A 22,189-nucleotide genomic window follows, 5' to 3' on the forward strand; every position below is an offset into this window, starting at 1 on the left:
GCGGAGGCGATCAGCCCTTTTCCGGCTTGCTATCCTGTTTGCTGTCCTGCTTGGCCTCTGACTTTGCTGCACGTTGCAGGCGGTCCGCCTTTTTGCGGATCAGCACGCTGCGCAGGTCGTGCATCGCCAGCAACAAGTCATCCGAGATCGCATCAAGCTGGTCATCATCGGCGCGGCTTTGGGCCCATTGCGCCGTGTGGTTGAGATGGTCGATGGTGCGGCGGATGTCATCAATCTCGCGCGTGGCCAGCAGCGCCTGCCGGTCAGCCATCCACGCCCGGATTGCGCTCAGGTCTGCGTCGCTCAGGGTGCGATCGCCGTGGGGCTTGATCTCGCCATTGCGCAGTTTGACAACGGCGATCTGATCCATCTCCAGCCGCCGCTGTCGGTTTTCGCTCTCCACCCGAAAGACAAACGCCCCGTTGTCACGGACGCGAAAGTAATATTCGGGCAGAGAGGCTGTCATGATCCCGGCTCAGCTCAGGCTGGCGCAGAAGGACTGGATCCGGCGGCAGGCCTCGCGCAGGGTATCGTCGGAGGCGGCATAGCTCACCCGGAAGTTCGGCGACAGGCCGAACGCCGCGCCATGAACCACGGCCACATCCGCCTCTGCCAGAAGCGCCTTGGCAAAGGCCTCGTCATCGCTGATGGCGGTCCCGGCCGGGCTGGTGCGGCCGATCAACCCCTTGATCGAAGGGTAGACGTAAAACGCGCCATCCGGCACCGGGCAGGTCACACCGTCGATCTGGTTCAACATGTCGACCACCAGATCGCGACGGCGCACAAAGGCCTCTTTGCTGGTCTCGATATAGTCCTGCGGCCCTTCCAGTGCCTCGACCGTCGCCCATTGACTGATGGAGCAGGGGTTCGACGTTGATTGCGACTGAACCTTGCGCATGGCGGCAATCAGCTCTTTCGGGCCTGCGGCATAGCCGATGCGCCAGCCGGTCATGGCATAGGCCTTGGAGACGCCATTGCAGGTCAGGGTACGCTCATAAAGGCCGGGCTCGATCTCTGCGGGGGTGCAGAAGGTGAAATCGCCAAAGACCAGATGCTCGTACATGTCGTCGGTCATCACCCAGACCTGCGGGTGCCGCATCAGCACATCGGTCAGCGCTTTCAGCTCATCCGCGCGGTAGCCTGCGCCGGTCGGATTGGAGGGCGAATTGAAGATCAGCCATTTTGTGCGCGGGGTGATCGCCTGTTCCAGCTGCTCGGCGGTGATCTTGAAGCCGGTCTCCAGCTGACCTTCGACGATCACAGGCGTGCCGCCTGCAAGGCGGACCATATCGGGGTAGGACACCCAATAGGGCGCGGGGATGATGACCTCGTCACCGGGGTTCAGCGTTGCCATCAGCGCATTGTAGAGGATCTGTTTGCCACCGGTCCCGACCGAGACCTGCTCGGGTGTGTAGCTCAGCCCGTTGTCGCGCTGAAACTTGTCACAGATCGCACGCTTGAGCTCGATGATGCCGTCGGGGGCGGTGTATTTCGTCTTGCCCTCTTCGATCGCCTTGATCGCCGCTGCCTTGATGTTTTCGGGGGTGTCGAAGTCCGGCTCTCCCGCGCTGAGGCCGATGACATCGCGTCCAGCTGCGCGCAACTCACCCGCGAGTGTCGTGATTGCAATCGACGGAGATGGCTTCACGCGGGACAGGCTGTCGGACAGAAATGGCATAAAATGACCTCTGTTTGAATATCATATGGAACTGTCATAGGGTGCGCCTATCTCTCGATCAAGTGAGATCAACAGGCAGACCGAAAGGGGTCAAGTTATGAGCAATGATGACATGAATTGGTACGGGCCAGAGGCCGCAACCTTTGGAGACCGCGTTGCAGCCGCACGCGAGGCTGCAGGCATGACACAGGCTCAACTGGCGCGCCGCCTTGGCGTCAAGAAGACCACTCTGACTGGCTGGGAGCAGGACCTGTCTGAACCGCGCGCCAACAAGCTGACCATGATGGCGGGGCTGTTGAACGTGTCGATGGGCTGGCTCTTGACGGGTGAAGGCGAGGGCATGGACGCCCCCGCAGGCGAGCAGGTGCCGCAGGATCTGGCTGCGATCCTGACAGAGCTGCGCCAGCTGCGTGAAGAGATGCGTGGCAATGTCGAACGCGCCGCACGGCTGGAAAAACGTCTGCGTCTGGTTATCGAAGGTGTGCCGCAATGATCGACCTGAAGGCCAGCCCGCCACCTGCCGATGAAAGCCGCGAGACCCGGATCAAGCGGCTGACCATGCGTTCCATGCGGCGGGGCATCAAGGAAATGGACATCCTTCTGTCGGCCTATGCCGCCCAAAAGCTGGCCGCGATGAGCGATGCCGACCTTGATCTCTACGATGCGCTTTTGCACGAGAACGATCAGGATCTGTACCAGTGGGTGACGGGGCAGGTCGCCGCGCCACAGGGCTATTCTGTGCTCATTGCGGATATCGCGCAAACCCACCAATAAGAATAAAATCCGAGCTTAACGGATTTTTCGGGAATTTTCCGCATTGTGTTCCGAAGTAACCCTCGAGTCGGAGATGCGGATGAGTATGGAATTGCCAATCGGCCAGCAGGACCAGAAGGGGTTCATGACTGGCTATCTTGAGGCGCTCGCCCTGGTTGAGCGCCTTCACCGTTTGCTTTTGGATGTGATCAAGGACGAGTTTGAGCGCGTCGGCGTGCTGGAGATCAATGCGGTCCAGGCCCTGCTGCTGTTCAACATCGGCAACAATGAGGTCACGGCAGGCGAACTGAAATCACGCGGCTATTATCAGGGCAGCAACGTCAGCTACAACCTGAAGAAGCTGGTTGAAATGGGCTATATGCACCACCAGCGCTGCGAAATTGACCGTCGTTCTGTGCGTGTGCGCCTGACCGAACGTGGTCGCGAAATCCGTGATATCGTCGCGGCCTTGTTTTCGCGTCACGCCGAAGGTCTGGAAGGCAAAGGTGTGATCAGCAGCGAAGGTATCGAAGATATCACAGCCTCGCTCAAGCGTGTGGAACGGTATTGGTCGGATCAGATCCGCTATATCTACTGACGCGGCTTTTGCTGGCAACCGCGAGGCCCGTCGATGGCGGGGCGCGCAAGACTTAGGCTGATGGTGACGACCGCGAACAGGTCGGACTTGGCAGAATACGGGGCAGAACGCCGCGCGCCAGAGCACCACAGCGCAGATTGAGCTGTCAAAACGGACAGGTCAGACACCCAGGCCAACCCCGATCTTCCTGTGCAGAATGCCGTGAATGGATCGGATGCAAGGACCAGAATGGACCTTTCGGCCCGGATTTTCCCGAATAGACGATGACCACCACGGGGGCGTGCCCTGTTGGTGATGTTTGTGTTGCCGCTTTTGCCTCATGACCTTCGCCTGAGGTGGGAGGGGAGGGACGCCGCGGCGATGATCCGCACCAAGGCGGCGGTTTCAGCTAGCCTCGCGGGCGTCCGTGTATGGCTGCGCCCCGCCAAGACACGTTCAAGACCCCGCCAAGACCGCGAAAAGAAAACGGCCCCGCCCGAATGGGACAGGACCGTCGAATGCATTTCCCGCAGCGCAGTTTCGGCGCACTGCGATGGGCTTACCAGTGACCGGTGTTTTCCATGCTCGCCCACGGCTCTGCCGGAGGCAGGGCGTCACCATGCTGGAGCAGCTCGATCGAAATGTTGTCAGGCGAGCGCACAAACGCCATGTGGCCGTCACGCGGCGGGCGGTTGATGGTGACACCATTGTCCATCAGATGCTGGCAGGTCGCATAGATATCATCCACCGCATAGGCGAGGTGGCCGAAATGACGGCTGTCGCTGGGCAGCGCATCATCGCCGTCCCAGTTGTAGGTCAGTTCAATCGGCGTGTCTTCCTGGCCTTCGGCGGCCATGAAAATCAGAGAGAAGCGACCGCCCTCGCTGTCATGGCGTTTGATTTCCTTGAGACCCAGCAGCTCGTAAAACGCCATGGATTTCTCAAGGTCCTTCACGCGCACCATGGTGTGCAGATATTTCAGCGGCATCTGAATGCTCCTCTTGTCGGTCTGTCGTTCCCTGTCAGATGCGGATCCACCGACAGGGATTCAAGGCGCTAACATTAATGCAATGTGCCCGCGCGGCCAGAGCGAAATCAACGGTTGATCAGAATTTGGACTGAATTCCAAGCGAGACAGACACCTCGCGCGACTGAAAGCGGCTGTGATTGCTGTCCCTCTTGCCCGCGCGCAGGCGCAATGTGGGGGCAAAGCCTGCATAATCGTAGTCTTCGAAAAAGATGTTCAGATCCGCATAGATCGAGGTGTCTTCGCGCCCGTCCGGCAGATAGCGGGCGGGAAAGCCTGCGATATACTGGTCGTAGTCGGTGCGCCCCAGGATCAACCCGGTTGAGATCCGCGCCGGGCCGATGGCGTCTGCGAATTTGTAGCCCAGCCGCAGGGTTGCGGTCTGGCTGGTGGCATTGACATGGCCTGCACGGGTGTCGCGCAGCGCGAGGCTGACATCCAGCTGGTCACCGTTGCCCAAGCGCCGGTTGAGCCGCAGCCCAAGCCCATAGACCTGCCCGTCCTGTGCCGGGCTGCGCGGGTCAAACCGCTGCTCGCCGCTTACATCGACGATCAGGGCGTTCTGGGCCGACAATTGCCAGCTTCGCCGACCATTCAGCCGCATCAGGTCATAGCTTTTGTCGCCGCCATACCACGCGCTGCCAAGCGCCACGCCGACCGCTGCGGTCCCTTTTTTGTCGGCCGGGCCGATGGCAAAACCGTGGCTCAGGGCCAGTTCCCCATAGGTGGAGCCAAATTCGCTGTTGCGTGGCACCGTGGTGCCCGATTGCTGGGCCAGAAGCGCGGCCTCGGCCTTGGCGCCAGAGGACAGTGCCACCCGTTGCACATAGGCCCGCGCGCTCAGCGTGGTGCGGCTTGTTGCCGTTTGATGCAGGCGGCGGGACAGGCTGGCATCGACCACGCCCACGACACCGTCCAGAGCCACCGCACGCGGGCCAAACCGGCCAAGGGTCGGCACCCCGTCGATCACCTCAAGCGTGCTGTCTGCGCCGTTGTTCACATTGTTTGACGGGCGCAGCTCGCCGCGCAGCTGAAAGGCCCAGGGGTTCAGGCGGCGCAGCACCTTATAGTCCTGTGCGATCCGCTCTTCGCTGGTTTCATCCGGGGCGTGGATGGCTGTCCGGCGCAGCCAGATCTGTGCCAGCGTATGGCGTTCTTCGGTGACGGACAGGCGCGCGGCCAGCTGGGCTGCGCGAAACTTCCCGGCGCTGTCGGGCGCAAACCGATAGGCCCGCGCTGCAGATCTGCGCCCGGCACCGGCTGCGTTCAGCCGTGCCTGGGCTGCGGCGCGCAGATACCAGGCCAGCGAATCCTGCCGATCTGCCCGCAGCAGCGCCTTGGTCAGATCCAGCGTGAGTTCCGGCTTGCCATTGCCAAGCGCCTGGGCCGCCAGCAGGCGGCCCTGATCCAGGCTCAGGTGATATTCGGGTTTGGGCTGTGCCGAGGGCAGGGCTGGGAGCATCCCCACCAGCAACAGCGCAGCGGCCAGCCGCCTGCGCATCGGATCAAGGGACCGGCTGGTTGCAGACGTCCGAACTGGAGGCAGTGCCGCATTGGCCAAGAACAAAGATGCCAAACTCTTCCTCGCCGTTGAAGCCGTCGAGGTGTTCGCTGACCCTGACTGATCCTGCGACAGACGTCGCATCTGTGCCCGCAAAGATACCGCCGTATTCGCCAACCACGGTGCGGGTGCCGTTCACCTCAATCGAGGTGTCGCCAGCAAAGGTTCCGTTGGCTTCAATCGTTGTGGGGGCGAGGTTCAGCGTGGTTGCGTCAATGGCAGCTGCGCCATCGGTCAGCGGCTGAATCTGTCGGTTGTAGATGGTCCCGTTCACGACATTGTCGCGGAAACCGGCGTTGATGAAGGCATCGCCTGTCACCTCTGCGACCTGGGTCGGGCGCACGGCTGCGGGGGTGCCGGTCGCGACTGGCAGCAGGTCGCCGCCGTCGCCTGCGATGTTCAAAAGCCCGACATAAGTCCCCGCATAGCTCACGATACCGCCGGAGGCGACGTCCTCGGTCGGCGCGCTATAGTTGCCGCGGCGACCATAATGGGTGCCTGCAAAGTAATAGGAAAACTGCCCGCCTGTCGCGACCGCAACCGCAAAGGCGCCATCCTCGATTTCGCGCACATAAGCCGTAACGTGCCGGTCCAGCGATGAATCCTGCGCGGTGTAGGCCAGATACCCCTCACGGTCGAGCGCGGGCCGGCGCCGATAGGTTGCCGAAAACGGTGTGTCATCCAGGCTCAACCCTGAAATCACCAATGTCCCCGCATCTGGGTCATAGGCCACGCTGTCGAGGTCAGAGGCCAGATTTTCGGGGATCGTGATCCCGCTGCCGGTGCCGCCGTCGGTCCCGTCACCTGTGTTAAAGGGGTTTGTTCCACCACCGCAGGCAGACAGCATAGCCGTCGCCGCGAGTCCCAGCATAACCCGTTTCATTTCAACTGCCCTCAAATATCATTTTTGTTTGCGCCAGTGTCCGGCCCGGGCCTGCGAAAGTCAATTGAATTGGCCGGGTGGGGGATGTGTTGGCTGCAACCGTGGCGGATGTGTTACCACAGCCCAACGCCGCCAAGTGCGGTATTGGACCTTTTGACTTTGCCATTGACCTGTGGCAACGACAAAAGAAAGCAGGCAGAGGCCAGGGGGACAGGACAGAATGCGCCAGTATCACGAGGCTCTTGAACAGATTCTGACCCATGGTGAGGCCAGCTCGGACCGCACCGGGACCGGCACGATTTCCTATTTCGGGATGCAGACCCGCTATCCGCTTGCCGATGGCTTTCCGCTGGTGACCACCAAGAAACTGCATCTGCGCTCTATCATACACGAACTGTTGTGGTTCCTGTCTGGCGACACAAATATCCGATATCTCAAGGAAAACGGCGTCTCAATCTGGGATGAGTGGGCCGATGAAAACGGGGATCTGGGGCCGGTTTACGGCCATCAGTGGCGGCATTTTCCGCGGCTTGAACTGGCCGAGGGCACAACCGGTGACGAGCCGCTGTATCGTGCGGGCAGTGTCGATCAGATTGCAGATCTGGTGCGGATGATCGAAACCTCGCCCGACAGCCGCCGTCTGATTGTCTCTGCCTGGAACCCCGCCGATGTGCCCGACATGGCGCTGCCGCCCTGTCATACGCTGTGGCAGGTGCGGGTGCAGGGTCGCAAGATGCATCTGCAGCTATATCAGCGGTCTGCGGACATGTTCCTGGGCGTGCCGTTCAATATCGCCTCTTATGCGCTGCTGCTGAAAATGCTGGCGCATGTCACGGGGTATGAGGCCGGGGATTTTGTTCACACGATCGGGGATGCGCATATCTATTCCAACCACATGGATCAGGTGAAGCTGCAACTGTCACGCACCCCCAAACCGCTGCCGGAGCTGCACATCAAACGGGATGTCCCGTCGATCTTTGACTTCACATATGAAGACTTCGAGGTGGTGAACTACGACCCTGATCCGGTGATCAAGGCCCCGGTTGCTGTCTGATCCGGCCGCCTTGTCCCCAGCTGCCTGATGCAGTCTTTTCCGTCACGCCAACCGGCCCCATGACCCGCCCCATGAAAGGTATCTCATGATTACCCTTATCGTTGCACGCGACCAGAACGGCGCGATTGGCAAGGACAACACCATCCCCTGGCACGCGCCCGAAGACCTGAAGTGCTTTCAGCGCGAAACCCTGGGTGGGGCCGTCATCATGGGGCGCAACACCTGGGAGAGCCTGCCGTTCAAGCCCTTGAAAAACCGGCTCAATCTTGTGGTGTCATCCGATCCGAACGCAGCGGAGATTGTCTGCCCTAGCATCGAGGCCGCGCTGGCAGAGGCGCGCGCGCAGGGCTATCTGCGGATCTATGGCATTGGTGGGGCAGGGATCTACCGAGAGATGCTGCCGATTGCCGACCGTATGGTCATCACCGAGGTCGACACTGTCGTCGACTCTCCCGATACGCATTTTCCGGCGTTTTCGGCAAGTGAGTGGGCCATCGCCAGTCAGACCGAACTGCGCAGCGAGGCGCCGAACTGCGTTGCGGTGGAATACCTGCGCCGCTGACGCGCCCCGATACGGCCAGACACGTCCCGGCGCGCGCGGCCAAATGTAAAAACAAACAGACCCCGGCAGGCAGCTGTCGGGGTTTTCCATGCTGACCGTGCAAGTCAACCATCAGGCCAAGTCAACCATCAGGAGAGAGCTGCGCCGGGCTGGCCCCCGCCGCAACTGGTGTTCATGTGCTGCGTTATTGCGGGCGAATTTCGGAAGCCATTTGACGACCGTCGCGACCTTCGATCATTTCAAATTCAACTTTCTGGTTGTCCGCAAGGCCGGTCAGGCCAGAACGTTCTACCTGGGAAATATGCACAAAAACGTCTTTTCCGCCGCCTTCGGGCTCAATAAAGCCGTAGCCTTTGGTGGTGTTGAACCATTTCACGGTGCCATTTGCCATGTTCCCGTGTCTCCTTCTCGTTTACTCTTCACCCTCAACACAACGGAATTTTGCGCTGCAGGTTGAACTGGTCGGTCCTGCCGCAGTGTGCTTGCAGAACAGGGCAGGGAATTTGTCCTACCCCGGTTTCAAGTTTTGCACGGGTCATGTAAAAATCAAGCGAAACAGCGCGTTTCTACCGTAAATTGTGCAGAATGCCGCGAAAAAGAGAGGAAAACACCGTGCAGCTCTACGGACTGAAGACCTGTGACACCTGCCGCAAGGCGCTCAAACTGCTGCCAGATGCTACATTTGTAGACGTGCGCGCAGAGGGGGTGCCGGATGATCTCTTGCAGGCGGCGCAGGCTGAATTTGGCGACAAGCTGCTCAACACCCGCTCAACCACATGGCGCGAGTTGGGCGAGGCCGAGCGGGCAGGCGACCCGCTTGAACTGATCCGCGCCCATCCCACGCTGATGAAGCGGCCGCTGATCCGATCCGGTGATGCGCTTTATCTTGGCTGGGACAAGAAAACTCAGGCGGCACTTGGCGTTGGGGCCTGACGCCCCCATCTGATCTGGGGCACAACAAAAGGAGAAGCGCCATGCGCAATGCTGCGCTTGTTTTGGGGATCATTGCCGGGCTCTTTGCCATGGTGGTGGGGTTCTTCGGCTATGGTTATACCACGGCGGTCGAGCATTTCGGAGAGATCGACGGGTTTGCGCGGCAGGTCGACAATGTCGGGGAACTGCGCCTGTTGTCGGTGATTTCGCCGCTCTTGATCCTTGCTGGTGGTGCAATGGCGCGGGCCCGGGCGCTGTGGGGCGGGGTGCTGATGCTGGTTGGTGCCGGCGGCGTTTATGCGGGCTACGGGCTTGGTTTTTTCACCATCTTCCCGATTTCGATGGCCTGCCTCGCAGGTGTTCTGGCAGTGGCAGCGGGCAAGCCGGACGAGGAAAAGGCGCATTTCTGATCCCGGTCTTCTTGGGCGAGATCCACGAAAAAACGCGGACCGATGGGGCCGTGTTTTTTGTTTTCGAAGTGTCGTGTGGGGCGATCAGGCCATCACGGGCTGGGCGCGACGGCTGCGCAGCAGGGCGTCGACAGACAGGGCGCCGGCGCCTTTGATGACGAGGATCGACAGAACAAAGACCCAGAACAGACGCTGATCAAGGATCACCCCATCGGAGAACCGGTCAAACCAGGCGCCAAGGGTTTTGAGGTCAGTGGCGCCGTGGCCGTAAACGTCGGTGAGCGACTGCACCACGACAAAGCCGATCATGCCAAGGGAGGCGAGACGGGTGAACAGGCCGATCACGATCAGCAGCGGCAAGATGAATTCGGCGTAGGTGCCGGCCATCACAACAGCCCATTGGAAGATGCCGAACTGGGACACATCATAGCCCGCGGCTTCCAGTTGCTTGGGGAAGATCTGGCTGTAGGCGCCGATCGAGGGGCTGAAGATACCCAGAACCCCATCACCCAGTTTGGTCAGGCCCGAGTTCCAGTAGTACACCAGAAGGGTCGCGGCAAAGACAAAGCGGGCACCAAGCGGCAAAAGCCAGGTTCCGGCCCGGTCTACCAGGTCAAAGATCTTATCGTGAAGCGAGACGAGCGCATGCATGGGGGGTCATCCTTTGCTGTCCAGGTGAGTGATTGCACCGCCTTGCAGCAACAGGGCGAGTACGTGGGAAAGGTCAAAATCAGGGTGCTGTGCGTGAATGGTGCTCAGCGCACCCTCCAGCGTGGCGCCGCGGTTCATGGCGTCGATCCAGTCGGCACCACCGGCAGGCAGATGCTGCACCACAGGGTCAAACTCTGGCCGGGTGATGAGGATATCCTGTGCCTCGTGCCGGGGTTTGGGGGCATCCTCTTCGGTGTTGAACCGCCAGATATCAAACAGCGGCCAGGGCGACCGCAGCACTTGCATCGCGGGTGCAAAGGACAGCCGTGCGCCCATCAGCGCGTCGGGTGCGAGCGCGCCCAATTGCGCCGGGTCAACCGGTGTGGCGTCGCCTGCGTGATAGGCCCGGCGCAGGGCAAGGTCGAGCCGCGCCGCATCCGGCAGATAGCCGAGGTGTTTCAGCTGCTCCATCCCGGCGAGGAACTCCGGGAACTCCGCCCCGTAGTGCATCATCAGCGGCGACGACGGTGGGTGCGCCCGCAGGTACAGACCCGCCAGCCCGTCGAGGTTCTGCTTGCCCAGCAGCTTGCCAATGAGGGGAAAGGCGCTGTGCATCGCTTCGGTGAGAGAGACCGCCACATTGTTGCGATAAACGCTGAAGCGACGCCCCGCAGGCCCCCCGGAGGCATCAAGCAACCCCTCTGGCACCGGCTGGTTTGCATCCATCATGGCGCGGGTGAAGTCTGTTTGCGAAACACTCATGCCGGGATGCGCTCCAGCGCTGTGGCGGCGCGCGCGGCCTCGGCGGCGAGCACCGGCCATTCCGGCACATCGGTGTCCCATTCCACCAGAACCGGCTTGGGGCCCGATTTGGCCAGCGTATAATCCAGCAGCGCCCAGACCGGATCCACCACCTCAGCGCCGTGGCTGTCGATCAACAGCGGCTTGCCGTGGTCGTCTTCATCCTCGTCATGGCCGCCAAGGTGGATCTCGCCGACCTGATCAAGCGCGAAGGCATCGATATAGCCCTGCGGCGAGAAGTCGAGATTGGTGGCGGAGACAAAGACGTTGTTCACATCCAGAAGCAGGCCACAGCCCGTGCGCCGGGTGATTTCGGCCAGAAACTCGGGCTCAGACCACGTGCTTTCGGCAAAGGCCAGATAGCTGGAGGGGTTTTCCAAGAGCATCCGCCGCCCGATGGTGTCCTGCACCTGGTTGATATGGTCACAGACCCGCGCAAGCGTTGCGTCGGTATAGGGCAAGGGCAGCAGGTCGTTGTAGAAATGGCTGTCATGGGTGGACCAGGCCAGATGTTCAGAGAAACTCGCAGGATTGAGCCATCCGACCAGATGTTTCAGCCGGGCGAGGTGATCGCGGTCCAGCGCGCCTTCTCCGCCGATGGAGAGGCCGACACCATGAACAGAGATCGCGAATTCCTCGGCCAGATGGCGCAGCTGCGCCAGGGGGCGGCCGCCATCGCCCATGTAGTTTTCCGCATGGATTTCCAGCCAGCGCACGTCGCCTGCATCCTTAAGGATGTCCGCAAAATGCTGCGGTTTGTATCCGACACCAGCGGCGGCAGGGAGGGTTTGAGCGGCGTCCAGCATATCAGTGATCCCGAATGACGTTAGAAATCAATTGGCTGCGCGAAAGGCAAAGGCATGATCCGGGCGCGGTCGCTTGCGATGGGTCAGGCACCTGCACCCGAGGCCGCAATGACCCATGATGGGCCGGGGCAGAGAGTGCGGTCTGACCAGACACGCTTCGAAGCCGCGCTTCGAAGGGGGAAAGGGAAGCCGGCAGGGCAGTGGCCTGTCCTGCCGGAAGAGCCTGCCGCATCAGACGTGGGTTCTGTGCGGCGGGCTGATGTCTGTCAGGCGAACCTTATGCGGGCAGGTCGCGCTCCAGCGGCTCCAGCGAGCCTTCGCGGGCTGTGCCGTCTGCCATTGCGGGCAGTTCCATGCCTTCGCAGGTGCCTGCGTCAACCAGGGTCCAGGCGTTGCCCTGATAATCAACGGTCGAGGTGCCTGCGCAGGTGGTGCCGGGGCCGGCAGCGCAATCGTTCTGACCCGCCAGGGAGACGCCATAGCATTTCTCTTTGGACTGGGCGGCAGCCGGGGTCACGACAGCAGAGGTCAGTGCGGCAGCGACGGCACCAGCGACGGCGAGGGTTTTTGCAGTGTTGGACATCGGTGTCTTCCTTCTATCAAGTGTAGTTGCGATGGCGTGTTTGTAAGACTGACACTAGCCCAGCCGGGCAAGGCTTTGAATTCACGAGGCTGTGTCTCACGCGGGCGTCAGCAGCTGTGACCGAATATTACAGGCGGCTGGCGGTAATTCCCCTGAAAACATGCCCAAAAAGAAACCGGCCCCGCAAGTGGAGGCCGGTTTGACAGTTAATAGAAGCTGTATCGCGCCGAAATGTTACAGAAGATCCGGCGGGGTCGCTTCGGTCGCGAGGGTCTTTGTTACAGTCTCAAGGCTTTCGACCTTGGTCTGCTTTTCACCCAGTCGACGGACAGAGACGGTGCGCTCTTCCACTTCGCGCGCGCCCACGGCCAGAATCACCGGCACCTTGCCCACGGAATGCTCGCGGACCTTGTAGTTGATCTTTTCGTTGCGCATGTCGGCCTCGGCCCGCACGCCTGCGGCTTTCAGCTGCTCGACCACCTCAAGGACATAGTCATCCGCCTCGGAAGTGATGGAGGCCACAACCACCTGACGCGGCGCCAGCCAGAACGGCAACTTGCCTGCGTGTTCTTCGATCAGGATGCCGATGAAGCGCTCAAAACTGCCAAGGCAGGCACGGTGCAGCATGACGGGGCGGTGCTTGGCGCCGTCCTGACCGATAAAGGTCGCCTCCAGACGTTCCGGCAGGTTTGCATCCACCTGCAGGGTGCCGCACTGCCAGTTCCGCCCGATTGCATCGGTGAGGGTGAATTCCAGCTTGGGACCGTAAAAGGCGCCTTCGCCTTCGAGGATCTCGAAATCATAACCCGCCGCCTTGCAGGCCTCACCAAGCGCCTGTTCCATGTGGTCCCATGTCTCGTCCGAGCCGATCCGTTTTTCCGGACGGGTGGAGAGCTTGATGGTCCAGTTGTGGAAGCCGAGATCGGCGTAGACTTTGGACAGGAAGGCGATGAATTTGGCGGTTTCCGAGGTGATCTGATCCTCGGCGCAGAAGATGTGACCATCGTCCTGCGTAAAGCCGCGGACCCGCATGATGCCATGCAGCGCGCCCGAGGGCTCATAGCGGGCGCAGGAGCCGAATTCGGCCATGCGCAGCGGCAGATCGCGGTAGGATTTCAGACCCTGATTGAACACCTGCACGTGGCAGGGGCAGTTCATCGGCTTCAGCGCGTTCACCGCCTTTTCGCGGGCGTGATCCTCGTCCACCTCAACGATGAACATGTTTTCCTGGTATTTGTCCCAGTGGCCGGATTTTTCCCACAGCTTGCGATCCACCACCTGCGGGGTGTTCACCTCGACATAGCCGTCACGGTCCTGCATGCGGCGCATGTAGTCCTGCAGCTGTGTGTAGATGCGCCAGCCATTGGGGTGCCAGAACACCTGACCGGGGGCCTCTTCCTGCATGTGGAACAGACCCATTTCCTTGCCCAGCTTGCGGTGGTCGCGCTTGGCGGCCTCTTCCAGCATGGTCAGATGCGCCTTCAGCTTTTCCTTGCCGGTGAAGGCCACGCCGTAGATCCGCTGCAGCATGGCGCGGTCGCTGTCACCACGCCAGTAGGCGCCTGCGATGGACATCAGTTTGAAGGCATCGCCCGGCACCTGACCAGTGTGCTGCAGGTGCGGACCGCGGCACAGATCCTGCCAGTCGCCGTGCCAGTACATGCGCAGCGGCTCATCGCCGGGGATGCTCTCGATCAGTTCGACCTTATAGGGTTCGTTGTTGTCGGTGTAATGCTGGATCGCGCGGTCGCGTTCCCACACCTCGGTGCGGACTTCATCACGCTTGTTGATGATATCCTTCATCTTTTTCTCGATCGCGCCGAGATCTTCGGGGGTGAAGGGCTCTGCGCGGTCAAAGTCGTAATACCAGCCGTTGTCGATGACCGGGCCGATGGTGACCTTGGTGTCGGGCCAGATTTCCTGAACTGCACGGGCCATGATATGAGCAAGATCGTGGCGGATCAGCTCATTGGCCTGCTCTTCGTCCTTCATGGTGTGGATGGCAATGGCGGCGTCGTCGTTGATCGGCCACTGGAGATCCCAGTGCTGATCGTTCACCGTTGCTGAGATCGCCTTTTTGCCCAGCGAGGTGGAGATGGAGGCCGCGACCTCGGCAGGGGTGATACCTGCGTCATAGGATCGTGCATTGCCATCGGGGAAGGTGAGAGAGATCTGGGCCATATCGGCTGCTCCTCGTCGGTTTGGCGCCCACTGAACGCCCGGTTGCGGGTAATATGTGTTCCGCCCGTTTGGCAGGGGTGTGCGGGCCTGTCAAGCAGGCGAGGGGCCAGCCCCTCGCGCTCCCCGGGATATTTTTCGCCAGAAGATGAAATTCCTGGATCAGGGGGCGGGTGCGGGGACGCCTTCGCGGATCAGGGCAGAGTAGTCTTGCGTAATGCCCTGGGCCTGCGCCTTGGCGGTGATGCTGCCGCGCTCGCGCAGCTCTTCGGTGCTGTAGCCTGCCGCCAGAACCCCCTGATCATGGGCGTATTCGGGCAGGTAGCCATTGGCCAGAACGCGCCAGTCCAGCGGGACGTCCTCGACGATGGTGCGGATCATTGTCATCACGACCGTGGTGCAGTTTGAGGTGAGCGAATTATACCATTGCGGCTGCGCGGCCAGCTGGTTGGCGGCCTCGACATATTGCAGCAACAGCGCGCGGGCGGTGTCGGGATCGGTGTTGATGCGAAACAGCTGCACGTCCTCGCCACGGGCGTTGGTGCGGGTGCCGACCAGATCCCGTTCATCGGCGGCAACCAGCACCAGCGTGTTGGTCTTGAACAGATCTGCAATGGGAGAGAACCCGCCGCCCACCTGCCTGCGCACCTCGACCGACCAGGCGATCTGGGCCCCATCGGCAAAGCCGAAGCTGACAATCATATGCGCCATCTCGGGCCCGGCCCAATAGGACATGAACAGATCAACCGTCTGCACCTGGCTGAGATCATAGCTGCGGGTTTCCCAGCGGGGGGTGAAGTCCTGCGGCGTCCGCCAGTCGAAATTGCGCACATCTGTCAGCGTCAGCTGGTCGCCCTTGATTTCGCCTGTGACCTGACGGGCCACATCGGGCGACCAGTTTGCCTCAGCCGGTGGGGTCAGCGTGCCCCACCACCAGATCACCGCCGCCAGCGCCAGGCAGAACGTGGCCATCCCGCGCAGCGCACGCCCCCGGATCACCGCCCAGAGCGTGGCAAGGCCAAGGCCTGCAAAGGCGGCTGCAACCCCCGTGCGCAACGCGCCGTCCAACGGCAGCCGATACCACAGCGCCATCGCCCCCCAGACAGTTGCAAGGATGAGAGTAAGGCCAAGAAGACCAAGCAGAAAAAGGCGCATGAAACGGGGCAAAATACGGATCCTGATAACTGTTCGCGCGCGACCGTACTGGCCCGCCCACAGCGGCGCAAGGCCAAGCGGTGAGCGCGCGCTGGCCCCGGTCATGACCTACGCCATATTGCCCAACTGTGGTGATTGCGCAAAATCGCTGGCCGTGGCAGATCTGGGGCAACATACCGGCCCCTGCGCAAGGGATGCAGGCCGGAGCCAAGCCCAACGACGGAGACCCCAGATGGCTGAGACCGCATTTCTCGACACCGCAGAAGGCCGCCGCATCGCCTATCACAAGACCGAAGGCACAGGCCTGACCGTGGTCTTTCTGGGCGGGCTCAAATCCGACATGGAAGGCACCAAGGCCATCCACCTCGAGGCCTGGGCCAAGGCGCGCGGTCAGGCGTTTTTGCGGTTTGACTATTCCGGCCACGGCGAAAGCTCTGGCCAGTTCGAGGAGGGCTGCATTGGCGACTGGCACGAGGACACGCTCGCTGCGGTCGGGGCGCTGACCACCGGGCGGATTGTCCCGGTGGGCTCTTCCATGGGGGGGTGGCAGGCGCTTTTGCTGGCGCGCGCCCTGCCTGAGCGGATCGCCGGGCTGGTCACGATCGCAGCCGCTCCGGATTTTACCGAGGATGGCTATTGGGCCAATTTCTCGGATGAGCAAAAGGCCGATCTGGAGCGCCTGGGCCGGGTGGAGCTGCCCAGCGATTACATGGAGCCCTACATCGTGACCAAACGCATGGTGGAAAACGGGCGCGAAAATCTCGTGCTGCGCTCTGAGCTGGCGTTGCCGTTCCCGGTGCGCTGCCTGCAGGGTACGGCGGATACGGCTGTCAGCACCGAAACCGCGCTGCGCCTGATGGATCACGCCACCTGCGACGACATGCGCCTGACACTGGTCAAGGACGCCGACCACCGGTTCTCTGATCCGACCTGCCTGGCTTTGATCGAACAGGCGGTCGAGGATGTGCTTGACGGCTGAGCGCGGGGCTATCTGCGAGGTATCAAATCGCGTAAGACTGAAACGGTGGGGCAGGGCGCATTGACCTGCCCGCGCATGGGTTTGATTTGAGTGGTTGTGGCCCCGTCTGCGCGGGATCGAACCGTTGGATCCGGCCGGGCCCTGTCGGGGGCGTGGCATGGGCACATCGGTGCGGCGCAGAGTGTGGCCTGAAAAGGAATGGAGCAGAGCGGATGGAGCAGCGTGTCAGTCTCATCACCCTGGGTGTCCCCAACGTGGCCGAGGCCGCAGGGTTTTACGAACAACTCGGCTGGCGCCGCGCCGATAGTCCCGATGGGGTGGTGGCCTTTGATCTGATTTCGCAGACACTCGGTCTTTATCCGCTGGAGGCACTGGCCGAAGATATCGGCCTGCCGGTGTCGGAACTGGGCCACGGCGCAATGACACTCAGCTACAATACCCGCACGGTAGAAGAGGTCGCAGCCCTGCTGGACAAGGCCGAAGCAGCAGGCGCGACCATCCTGCGCCCGGCCGGAGAGGTGTTCTGGGGCGGCACCATCGGCTATTTCCGCGCGCCCGACGGCCATATCTGGGAAATCGCCCACAATCCGTTTTCACCACTCGCCGAAAATGGCGCCTTTCGCTGGAATGGCTATGACAGCTGAGGCGCAGACCGGAGAAGGCCCTGCCGCAGCCGGGCTGAGCGAGCCACTGGTGATGATCCCCGGTATATTCGGGGACGCGGTGCTGTTTGGCCCCCAGATGCGGGCCCTGTCCGGGGTGTTGCCGGTCATGGTTGCACCGCCGCTGGGTGGAGAGCGGGTCGAGACGATCGCCCGCCATCTGCTGGACCAGCTGCCGCCGCGATTTGCCCTGCTGGGACATGGGCTTGGTGGGGTGGTCGCAATGGAGATCATCCGGCGCGCGCCAGAGCGTGTGGCGAGGCTCTGTCTGATGTCGACCACGCCGCTGCCGGATACCCCCGATCAGGCGGCTGCGCGTGAGCCGCAGATCATCGCCGCCCGCACCGGCCGGCTGGAAGAGGCCTTGCGCGCCTGTCTGCCTGCTGATGCCTTGGGGGCAGGGGCGCACCCGTCGATCCTGACGTCTCTTTACGAACAGGGGCTGATGCTGGGAGAGGCGTTTTTCATCACCCGCAGCCGCGTCATGCAGCGGCGCAGCGATCAGCAGGCCAGCCTGCGGCGCTATCGCGGGCCGACGCTGGCGCTTTGCGGGGGGGCGGATCCGATCACCCCGCCCATGCGCCATGAATTTATCGCCAACATGATGCCCAACGCCCGCCTTCAGGTGATCGAGAGCGCGGGCCATCTGCCAACGCTGGAAGCGCCGCAGGAGGTGACAACCGCGCTGGCCCATTGGTTGGCCGCACCTTTGGAGGATGCGGATCTGCGCGCCGCTGCAACCGGTGCGCAGAAGGTATCAGGGGAAAAAACTGACCCACCGGCGGCCAAGGCGCCGCTGCCACCGCTGACGCTGACCAATCCGCTGTGATCCTGCCACGCAGGAGGCGCGCGCCAGCGCCTAACGCAACAGCGCGTCCCGTGCTTTCTTGCTCAGCACCTCGGCCTCTGCCACCGGTGCGCCGCTTTCGACGTCAAAAAACGGCGTCTCGCGCCAGCGCCCGGACAGGCGCGAGGTGATCATCCGCGTCACGATGCCAAATGCCATCCGACCCGCGCCCTTGCTGCGCGGGGGTTGACCGGGGCGCGAGATAAACGCCTTGGCGCGCACCTTGCCCAGGGTTGCGGGATCGGTGAACAGATGACTGTTCAGCCCGACAAATGGCAGGCCGGGTTTGGCCAACGTGTTGCCGATGGGGGTGCCGCAGCATCCGGCATACCAGCGCATCAGCCCTCGCGGGCTCAGCCGCAGCAGGCGCAGATTGTCGGCGCCCTGAGTGATGTGCAGCCCGTCGGGTGTGGTCTGGAACAGGTCCACCGGGTGAGGGGCGGGATCGCGTTGGGTCAGGTGAATTTCGGCCGCGCGGCAATCGGCACAGAAACACTGCACCCGCGTGCCGGCCTTGCGCGCCGCAACAGAGAGATGGCCCTGCACCTCCCCGCATTTACAGGAAAACGTCAGACCATCTGCCATTTTTGTTCCTATCTCTTGCCTTGGGCGTCATACCCATATCCCGGCCCGCACCCCGGCCCTGGCCCCACGGGGGGATCTGCCGACATGCGGCGCCAAGGGGCGTGCTTAGCTTGCGGCCTTGGCCCGTTTTGCGGCGGGTTTCTTGGCGGTGCGGGCATTGGCGTTCATGAATTCGATCACCAGCGGGCGGATATTGTCGCGCCAGCTGCGGCCCGCAAAGATGCCGTAATGGCCTGCGCCGGGCTCCACATGGCTGGCTTTCTTTTCCTCCGGCAGGCCGGTGCACAGATCCAGCGCAGCGATGCATTGTCCGGGCGCAGAGATATCATCATTGGCGCCTTCGACAGTCTTGACCGCCACATCGGTGATCTTGCCGATATCGATCTTATGCCCCGCGACGACAAATTCATTGCGGGCAATCTCGCCGCCTTTGAACACGCGTTCAACGGTGGACAGGTAGAACTCTGCGGTCATGTCCATCACCGCGAGATATTCATCGTAAAAACGGTTGTGCGCGTCGTGGTCCGAGGCTTCCCCACGGCTTACCCGCAGGATCTGGTCCATGAACGCTTTGGAATGGCGCTCGCCATTCATCGACATGAAAGAGCTCAGCTGCAGCAGGCCGGGATAGACCTTGCGGCCCACGCCCTTGTATTTGAAGCCCACGCGCTGGATCATCGTCTCTTCCAGCTGGCCCATGGTCACGCGGCGGCCAAAATCGGTCACATCGGTGGGGGTTGCATCCGGGTCTACCGGCCCGCCGATCAGCGTCAGCGAAGACGGCTGCGCCGCTGGATCCTGCTCTGCCAGATAGGCAGTCGCCGCCAGCGTCAGCGGAGCCGGCTGGCAGACTGCGATTACGTGGGTTTCAGGCCCCATTTCACGCATGAAATCAACAAGGTACAGCGTGTAGTCTTCGATGTCGAACTTGCCTTCGGACACCGGGATGTCGCGCGCATTGTGCCAGTCGGTGACATAGACCTCGCAGTTTTCGATCAGGCTTTTGACGGTTGAGCGCAAGAGCGTCGCGTAATGGCCGGACATCGGCGCCACCAAAAGAACCTTGCGCGGCTGCTCGGCGCGGCCTGCGACACGGAAATGGATCAGGTCGCCAAAGGCGCGTTCCACCACAGTGTCGATTTCGACCACGTGGTCCCGCCCGTCCGCGCAGGTAACGGTGCGAATGCCCCAGTCGGGTTTGACCACCATCCGCTGAAAGCTGCGTTCGGTGACTTCGCCCCATGCGGCCATCCAGCTCAGCGCCGGGTTCGGCAGCGCGGCAAAGGCCGGGACCGACGCCATCGACAGCGCGGTTGCCCCCAACCATTGGTTGGTGTTGCGCATGGTTTCCATCAGATCGTAGGACATCATGTAACGCATGTGTCTGCCTCTTCATTGAGCGGTCCGTCGGACCTGATCCCCATTAAACGTGCGGTTGTGTCACAACCCATCGGACGTTTCGTCTCTTTGTCGTAAGATGGTGCAAAGGTATTCTGCACAGCAGAAAGGTTACGGGGGATTTATTAAGATGACAACAAGTGACGGTGCCGGGACGATAGTGTCACCAGAACACCTTGAACGAATTAAACAAAATATGGAGCAGGTTGAGCAACTTTCAAAACGCCTGGTGGAAGTTCTGGCTCAGAAAAAACCTCACCCCCCCTCTCTGGACGGTCCGAATCAAGAGCTTTTTGCACGCGCAGCAACGGCCTATTGGTCTGAAATGGTCAAAAATCCGGCCAAACTGCTCGAAAATCAGGTGGCTTACTGGGGGCAGGCGGTGGTGAATTTCGCCGAAGCCCAGGCTCTTCTGGCCAAGCAGATGGAGCAGATGACAGGTGAAGACAGCGACGCCGAGACCCCCAAATCCAAACCGGGTGATCGCCGCTTTGCCAATCCGATGTGGGACACCAACCCGTATTTCCATTTCATCAAACAGCAATATCTGACCAACGCCGAAGCCATCCAGAGCGCGGTGGCCGAGATCGACAACCTCGAAGACATCGACAAACGCCGGGTGCGCTATTTTGCGGATCAGATCGTGCAGATGATGGCACCGACCAATTTCCTCGCAACCAACCCCGATGCGCTGGAAAAGGCGGTGGAGACCGAAGGCAAGTCGCTGATCCAGGGGCTGGAGAACCTTGTTGCGGATCTAGAGGCCAATGACGGCGAACTGGTTGTGCGGCTTGCGGATGAAACCGCCTTTGAAATCGGGCGCAACATCGCGACGACACCGGGCGAGGTGGTGTTTCGCAACGAGATGATGGAGCTGATCCAGTACCGGCCCACCACCGAAACCGTGCATGAAACCCCCATTGTTCTGTTCCCGCCCTGGATCAACAAGTTCTACATCCTCGATCTCAAGGCGCAGAACAGCCTGATCAAATGGGTGACAGAGCAGGGCTATACGCTGTTTGTGGTGTCCTGGCTCAACCCAGGGCAAGAGCACGCCGATCTTGGCCTTGATGACTATGTTGAAAAGGGGTTCCTGACCGCAATCGACACCGCCAAGTCGATCTGCAAGGTCAAACAGGTCAACGCGGTGGGCTATTGCATTGCGGGCACCACGCTCAGCCTGACGCTGTCGCTGATGAAACAGCGCGGGGATACCTCGGTCAAATCTGCGACGCTCTTTACCGCGCTCACCGATTTTTCCGATCAGGGCGAATTCACCCCGTTCCTGCAGAATGATTTCATCGACGGGATCGAGGAAGAGGTGAACAACAACGGTCTGCTGCGCTCCTATATCATGGCGCGCACCTTCTCCTTCCTGCGCTCCAATGATCTGGTCTACGGCCCGGCCATTCGCAGCTATATGCTGGGAGAGACCCCGCCTGCGTTTGATCTGCTGTACTGGAACGGCGATGGCGCAAATCTGCCGGGGCGTATGGCGATGGAATATCTGCGCGGGCTGTGTCAGCGCAACGAATTCGCAGATGGCGGGTTTGAACTGCTCGGCCACCGTCTGCACCTGCGCGAGGTGACCGTGCCGGTCATGGCGATCACCTGCGAAACCGATCACATCGCCAACTGGAAAGACTGCTATCGCGGCGTGCAGCAGATGGGGTCGCGTTCCAAGACGTTCGTGGTCGCCCAATCCGGCCATATCGCAGGCATCGTGAACCCGCCCAGCCGCAACAAATACGGTCATTACACCAACACCGACCTCAAGGGCGACGCCAACGCCTGGATGGAGGGGGCAACCTTTCACGAAGGCTCGTGGTGGCCCCGCTGGGAGGCCTGGCTCAAGAAACGCTCGGGCAAGCAGGTCACCGCCCGCGAGCCCGGTGATTCGAAACATCCGCCTCTGACACCGGCGCCGGGTGACTATGTTCGGGTCAAGGCGCGTCGCTAGACGGGCCTTCGCCACCTCATGCAAGCCGCTGATATTCCTTGCATCTGAAAAATATTCTGCATTGCAGCAATGAAAACCTTGAAATGCTGCGCTGCAGAAAGTATATTCATCTCATGCGGAGGCGGCGGACCGTCCCGGCCGCGTAA

The 22,189-nt window shown here is 61.3% G+C and carries 25 protein-coding genes; 11 read left to right on the top strand and 14 right to left on the bottom strand.

Going from position 1 to position 22,189, the window contains the following annotated elements:
• Positions 1 to 10: 10 nt before the first annotated feature.
• Entirely contained in the window at positions 11 to 466 is a 456-nt protein-coding gene (locus NIT7645_RS15420; protein WP_008562866.1) for a hypothetical protein, read from the bottom strand.
• Positions 467 to 475: 9 nt separating this feature from the next.
• Positions 476 to 1,678 carry a pyridoxal phosphate-dependent aminotransferase gene (locus NIT7645_RS15425; protein WP_008559641.1) on the bottom strand — a complete coding sequence of 401 codons (1,203 nt, stop codon included), beginning with the start codon at positions 1,676 to 1,678 and terminating at the stop codon, positions 476 to 478.
• A 97-nt stretch (positions 1,679 to 1,775) separates the two neighbouring features.
• Between NIT7645_RS15425 and NIT7645_RS15430 the strand changes: the two genes are divergently transcribed.
• The 3 genes from NIT7645_RS15430 to NIT7645_RS15440 all read left to right on the top strand — a co-directional run bounded on the left by NIT7645_RS15430 (position 1,776) and on the right by NIT7645_RS15440 (position 3,029).
• On the top strand, positions 1,776 to 2,171 hold the full coding sequence (locus tag NIT7645_RS15430) for a helix-turn-helix domain-containing protein (RefSeq protein ID WP_008560282.1): 396 nt from the start codon (positions 1,776 to 1,778) through the stop codon (positions 2,169 to 2,171).
• Entirely contained in the window at positions 2,168 to 2,452 is a 285-nt protein-coding gene (locus NIT7645_RS15435) for a succinate dehydrogenase assembly factor 2 (RefSeq protein WP_008560859.1), read from the top strand. The genes NIT7645_RS15430 and NIT7645_RS15435 overlap by 4 nt, the downstream gene beginning before the upstream one ends.
• Before the next feature lie 79 nt (positions 2,453 to 2,531).
• Positions 2,532 to 3,029 (top strand): MarR family winged helix-turn-helix transcriptional regulator, encoded by a 498-nt coding sequence (locus NIT7645_RS15440; RefSeq protein ID WP_173644470.1) that lies wholly within the window; start codon positions 2,532 to 2,534, stop codon positions 3,027 to 3,029.
• A gap of 538 nt (positions 3,030 to 3,567) precedes the next feature.
• Here the strand turns inward: NIT7645_RS15440 and NIT7645_RS15445 are convergent.
• From NIT7645_RS15445 to NIT7645_RS15455, 3 genes are all read right to left on the bottom strand, one after another.
• Positions 3,568 to 3,996 carry a VOC family protein gene (locus NIT7645_RS15445; protein WP_008562217.1) on the bottom strand — a complete coding sequence of 143 codons (429 nt, stop codon included), beginning with the start codon at positions 3,994 to 3,996 and terminating at the stop codon, positions 3,568 to 3,570.
• A gap of 118 nt (positions 3,997 to 4,114) precedes the next feature.
• Positions 4,115 to 5,536 carry a surface lipoprotein assembly modifier gene (locus tag NIT7645_RS15450; RefSeq protein WP_008559601.1) on the bottom strand — a complete coding sequence of 474 codons (1,422 nt, stop codon included), beginning with the start codon at positions 5,534 to 5,536 and terminating at the stop codon, positions 4,115 to 4,117.
• A gap of 4 nt (positions 5,537 to 5,540) precedes the next feature.
• Positions 5,541 to 6,479, bottom strand: a complete 939-nt coding sequence (locus tag NIT7645_RS15455) for a hypothetical protein (RefSeq protein ID WP_037302212.1) — start codon at positions 6,477 to 6,479, stop codon at positions 5,541 to 5,543.
• A gap of 220 nt (positions 6,480 to 6,699) precedes the next feature.
• Here NIT7645_RS15455 and NIT7645_RS15460 point away from each other — a divergent pair, with 220 nt between their 5' ends.
• Both NIT7645_RS15460 and NIT7645_RS15465 read left to right on the top strand, forming a co-directional pair.
• The gene (locus tag NIT7645_RS15460; RefSeq protein ID WP_008559084.1) at positions 6,700 to 7,533 is read left to right on the top strand and encodes a thymidylate synthase; all 834 of its coding nucleotides are present in this window, start codon (positions 6,700 to 6,702) and stop codon (positions 7,531 to 7,533) included.
• An 85-nt stretch (positions 7,534 to 7,618) separates the two neighbouring features.
• Positions 7,619 to 8,095, top strand: a complete 477-nt coding sequence (locus NIT7645_RS15465) for a dihydrofolate reductase (protein WP_008561836.1) — start codon at positions 7,619 to 7,621, stop codon at positions 8,093 to 8,095.
• A 184-nt stretch (positions 8,096 to 8,279) separates the two neighbouring features.
• Here the strand turns inward: NIT7645_RS15465 and NIT7645_RS15470 are convergent, their stop codons facing one another.
• Positions 8,280 to 8,486 carry a cold-shock protein gene (locus tag NIT7645_RS15470; protein WP_008563275.1) on the bottom strand — a complete coding sequence of 69 codons (207 nt, stop codon included), beginning with the start codon at positions 8,484 to 8,486 and terminating at the stop codon, positions 8,280 to 8,282.
• Positions 8,487 to 8,707: 221 nt separating this feature from the next.
• On the opposite strand from NIT7645_RS15470, the gene NIT7645_RS15475 reads away from it, so the two are divergent.
• Together NIT7645_RS15475 and NIT7645_RS15480 are read left to right on the top strand one after the other, a co-directional pair.
• Positions 8,708 to 9,028: an arsenate reductase family protein gene (locus NIT7645_RS15475; protein WP_008558707.1), complete on the top strand. Its 321-nt coding sequence runs from the start codon at positions 8,708 to 8,710 to the stop codon at positions 9,026 to 9,028.
• Between the two features lie 41 nt (positions 9,029 to 9,069).
• Positions 9,070 to 9,438, top strand: coding sequence for a hypothetical protein (locus NIT7645_RS15480; protein ID WP_008560964.1), 369 nt, complete (start codon positions 9,070 to 9,072; stop codon positions 9,436 to 9,438).
• Positions 9,439 to 9,522: 84 nt separating this feature from the next.
• Here NIT7645_RS15480 and NIT7645_RS15485 read toward each other — a convergent pair whose 3' ends face one another.
• The 6 genes from NIT7645_RS15485 to NIT7645_RS15510 form a co-directional block, all read right to left on the bottom strand.
• On the bottom strand, positions 9,523 to 10,089 hold the full coding sequence (locus NIT7645_RS15485) for a DoxX family protein (RefSeq protein WP_008563181.1): 567 nt from the start codon (positions 10,087 to 10,089) through the stop codon (positions 9,523 to 9,525).
• A 6-nt stretch (positions 10,090 to 10,095) separates the two neighbouring features.
• Positions 10,096 to 10,851 carry an HvfC/BufC N-terminal domain-containing protein gene (locus tag NIT7645_RS15490; RefSeq protein WP_008562703.1) on the bottom strand — a complete coding sequence of 252 codons (756 nt, stop codon included), beginning with the start codon at positions 10,849 to 10,851 and terminating at the stop codon, positions 10,096 to 10,098.
• Positions 10,848 to 11,696, bottom strand: coding sequence for an MNIO family bufferin maturase (gene bufB / locus NIT7645_RS15495; RefSeq protein WP_008560875.1), 849 nt, complete (start codon positions 11,694 to 11,696; stop codon positions 10,848 to 10,850). The genes NIT7645_RS15490 and bufB overlap by 4 nt, the downstream gene beginning before the upstream one ends.
• Positions 11,697 to 11,973: 277 nt before the next feature.
• Positions 11,974 to 12,279: a BufA1 family periplasmic bufferin-type metallophore gene (locus NIT7645_RS15500; RefSeq protein WP_008559644.1), complete on the bottom strand. Its 306-nt coding sequence runs from the start codon at positions 12,277 to 12,279 to the stop codon at positions 11,974 to 11,976.
• 234 nt (positions 12,280 to 12,513) lie between these two features.
• A complete protein-coding gene (gene thrS / locus NIT7645_RS15505; RefSeq protein WP_008562321.1) occupies positions 12,514 to 14,460 on the bottom strand; it encodes a threonine--tRNA ligase in 1,947 nt (648 codons plus the stop codon).
• A 159-nt stretch (positions 14,461 to 14,619) separates the two neighbouring features.
• Positions 14,620 to 15,612, bottom strand: a complete 993-nt coding sequence (locus NIT7645_RS15510) for an Lnb N-terminal periplasmic domain-containing protein (protein WP_008561632.1) — start codon at positions 15,610 to 15,612, stop codon at positions 14,620 to 14,622.
• A gap of 232 nt (positions 15,613 to 15,844) precedes the next feature.
• On the opposite strand from NIT7645_RS15510, the gene NIT7645_RS15515 reads away from it, so the two are divergent.
• From NIT7645_RS15515 to NIT7645_RS15525, 3 genes are all read left to right on the top strand, one after another.
• Entirely contained in the window at positions 15,845 to 16,591 is a 747-nt protein-coding gene (locus tag NIT7645_RS15515; RefSeq protein WP_050687473.1) for an alpha/beta hydrolase, read from the top strand.
• Positions 16,592 to 16,803: 212 nt separating this feature from the next.
• Positions 16,804 to 17,235, top strand: a complete 432-nt coding sequence (locus tag NIT7645_RS15520; protein WP_008560731.1) for a VOC family protein — start codon at positions 16,804 to 16,806, stop codon at positions 17,233 to 17,235.
• Complete coding sequence (locus NIT7645_RS15525; RefSeq protein ID WP_306316144.1) at positions 17,219 to 18,082, top strand: alpha/beta fold hydrolase; 864 nt, start codon at positions 17,219 to 17,221, stop codon at positions 18,080 to 18,082. The genes NIT7645_RS15520 and NIT7645_RS15525 overlap by 17 nt, the downstream gene beginning before the upstream one ends.
• A 30-nt stretch (positions 18,083 to 18,112) precedes the next feature.
• On the opposite strand, the gene NIT7645_RS15530 is transcribed toward NIT7645_RS15525, so the two are convergent.
• A complete protein-coding gene (locus NIT7645_RS15530) occupies positions 18,113 to 18,685 on the bottom strand; it encodes a DUF6151 family protein (RefSeq protein ID WP_050687477.1) in 573 nt (190 codons plus the stop codon).
• 105 nt (positions 18,686 to 18,790) lie between these two features.
• Positions 18,791 to 20,065, bottom strand: a complete 1,275-nt coding sequence (gene phaZ, locus NIT7645_RS15535) for a polyhydroxyalkanoate depolymerase (RefSeq protein WP_050687479.1) — start codon at positions 20,063 to 20,065, stop codon at positions 18,791 to 18,793.
• A 148-nt stretch (positions 20,066 to 20,213) separates the two neighbouring features.
• Between phaZ and NIT7645_RS15540 the strand changes: the two genes are divergently transcribed.
• A complete protein-coding gene (locus NIT7645_RS15540; RefSeq protein WP_037302216.1) occupies positions 20,214 to 22,043 on the top strand; it encodes a PHA/PHB synthase family protein in 1,830 nt (609 codons plus the stop codon).
• Positions 22,044 to 22,189 lie beyond the last annotated feature (146 nt).

Origin of the sequence: Phaeobacter italicus (assembly GCF_001258055.1) — a bacterium.
GTDB classification, from domain to species: domain Bacteria; phylum Pseudomonadota; class Alphaproteobacteria; order Rhodobacterales; family Rhodobacteraceae; genus Phaeobacter; species Phaeobacter italicus.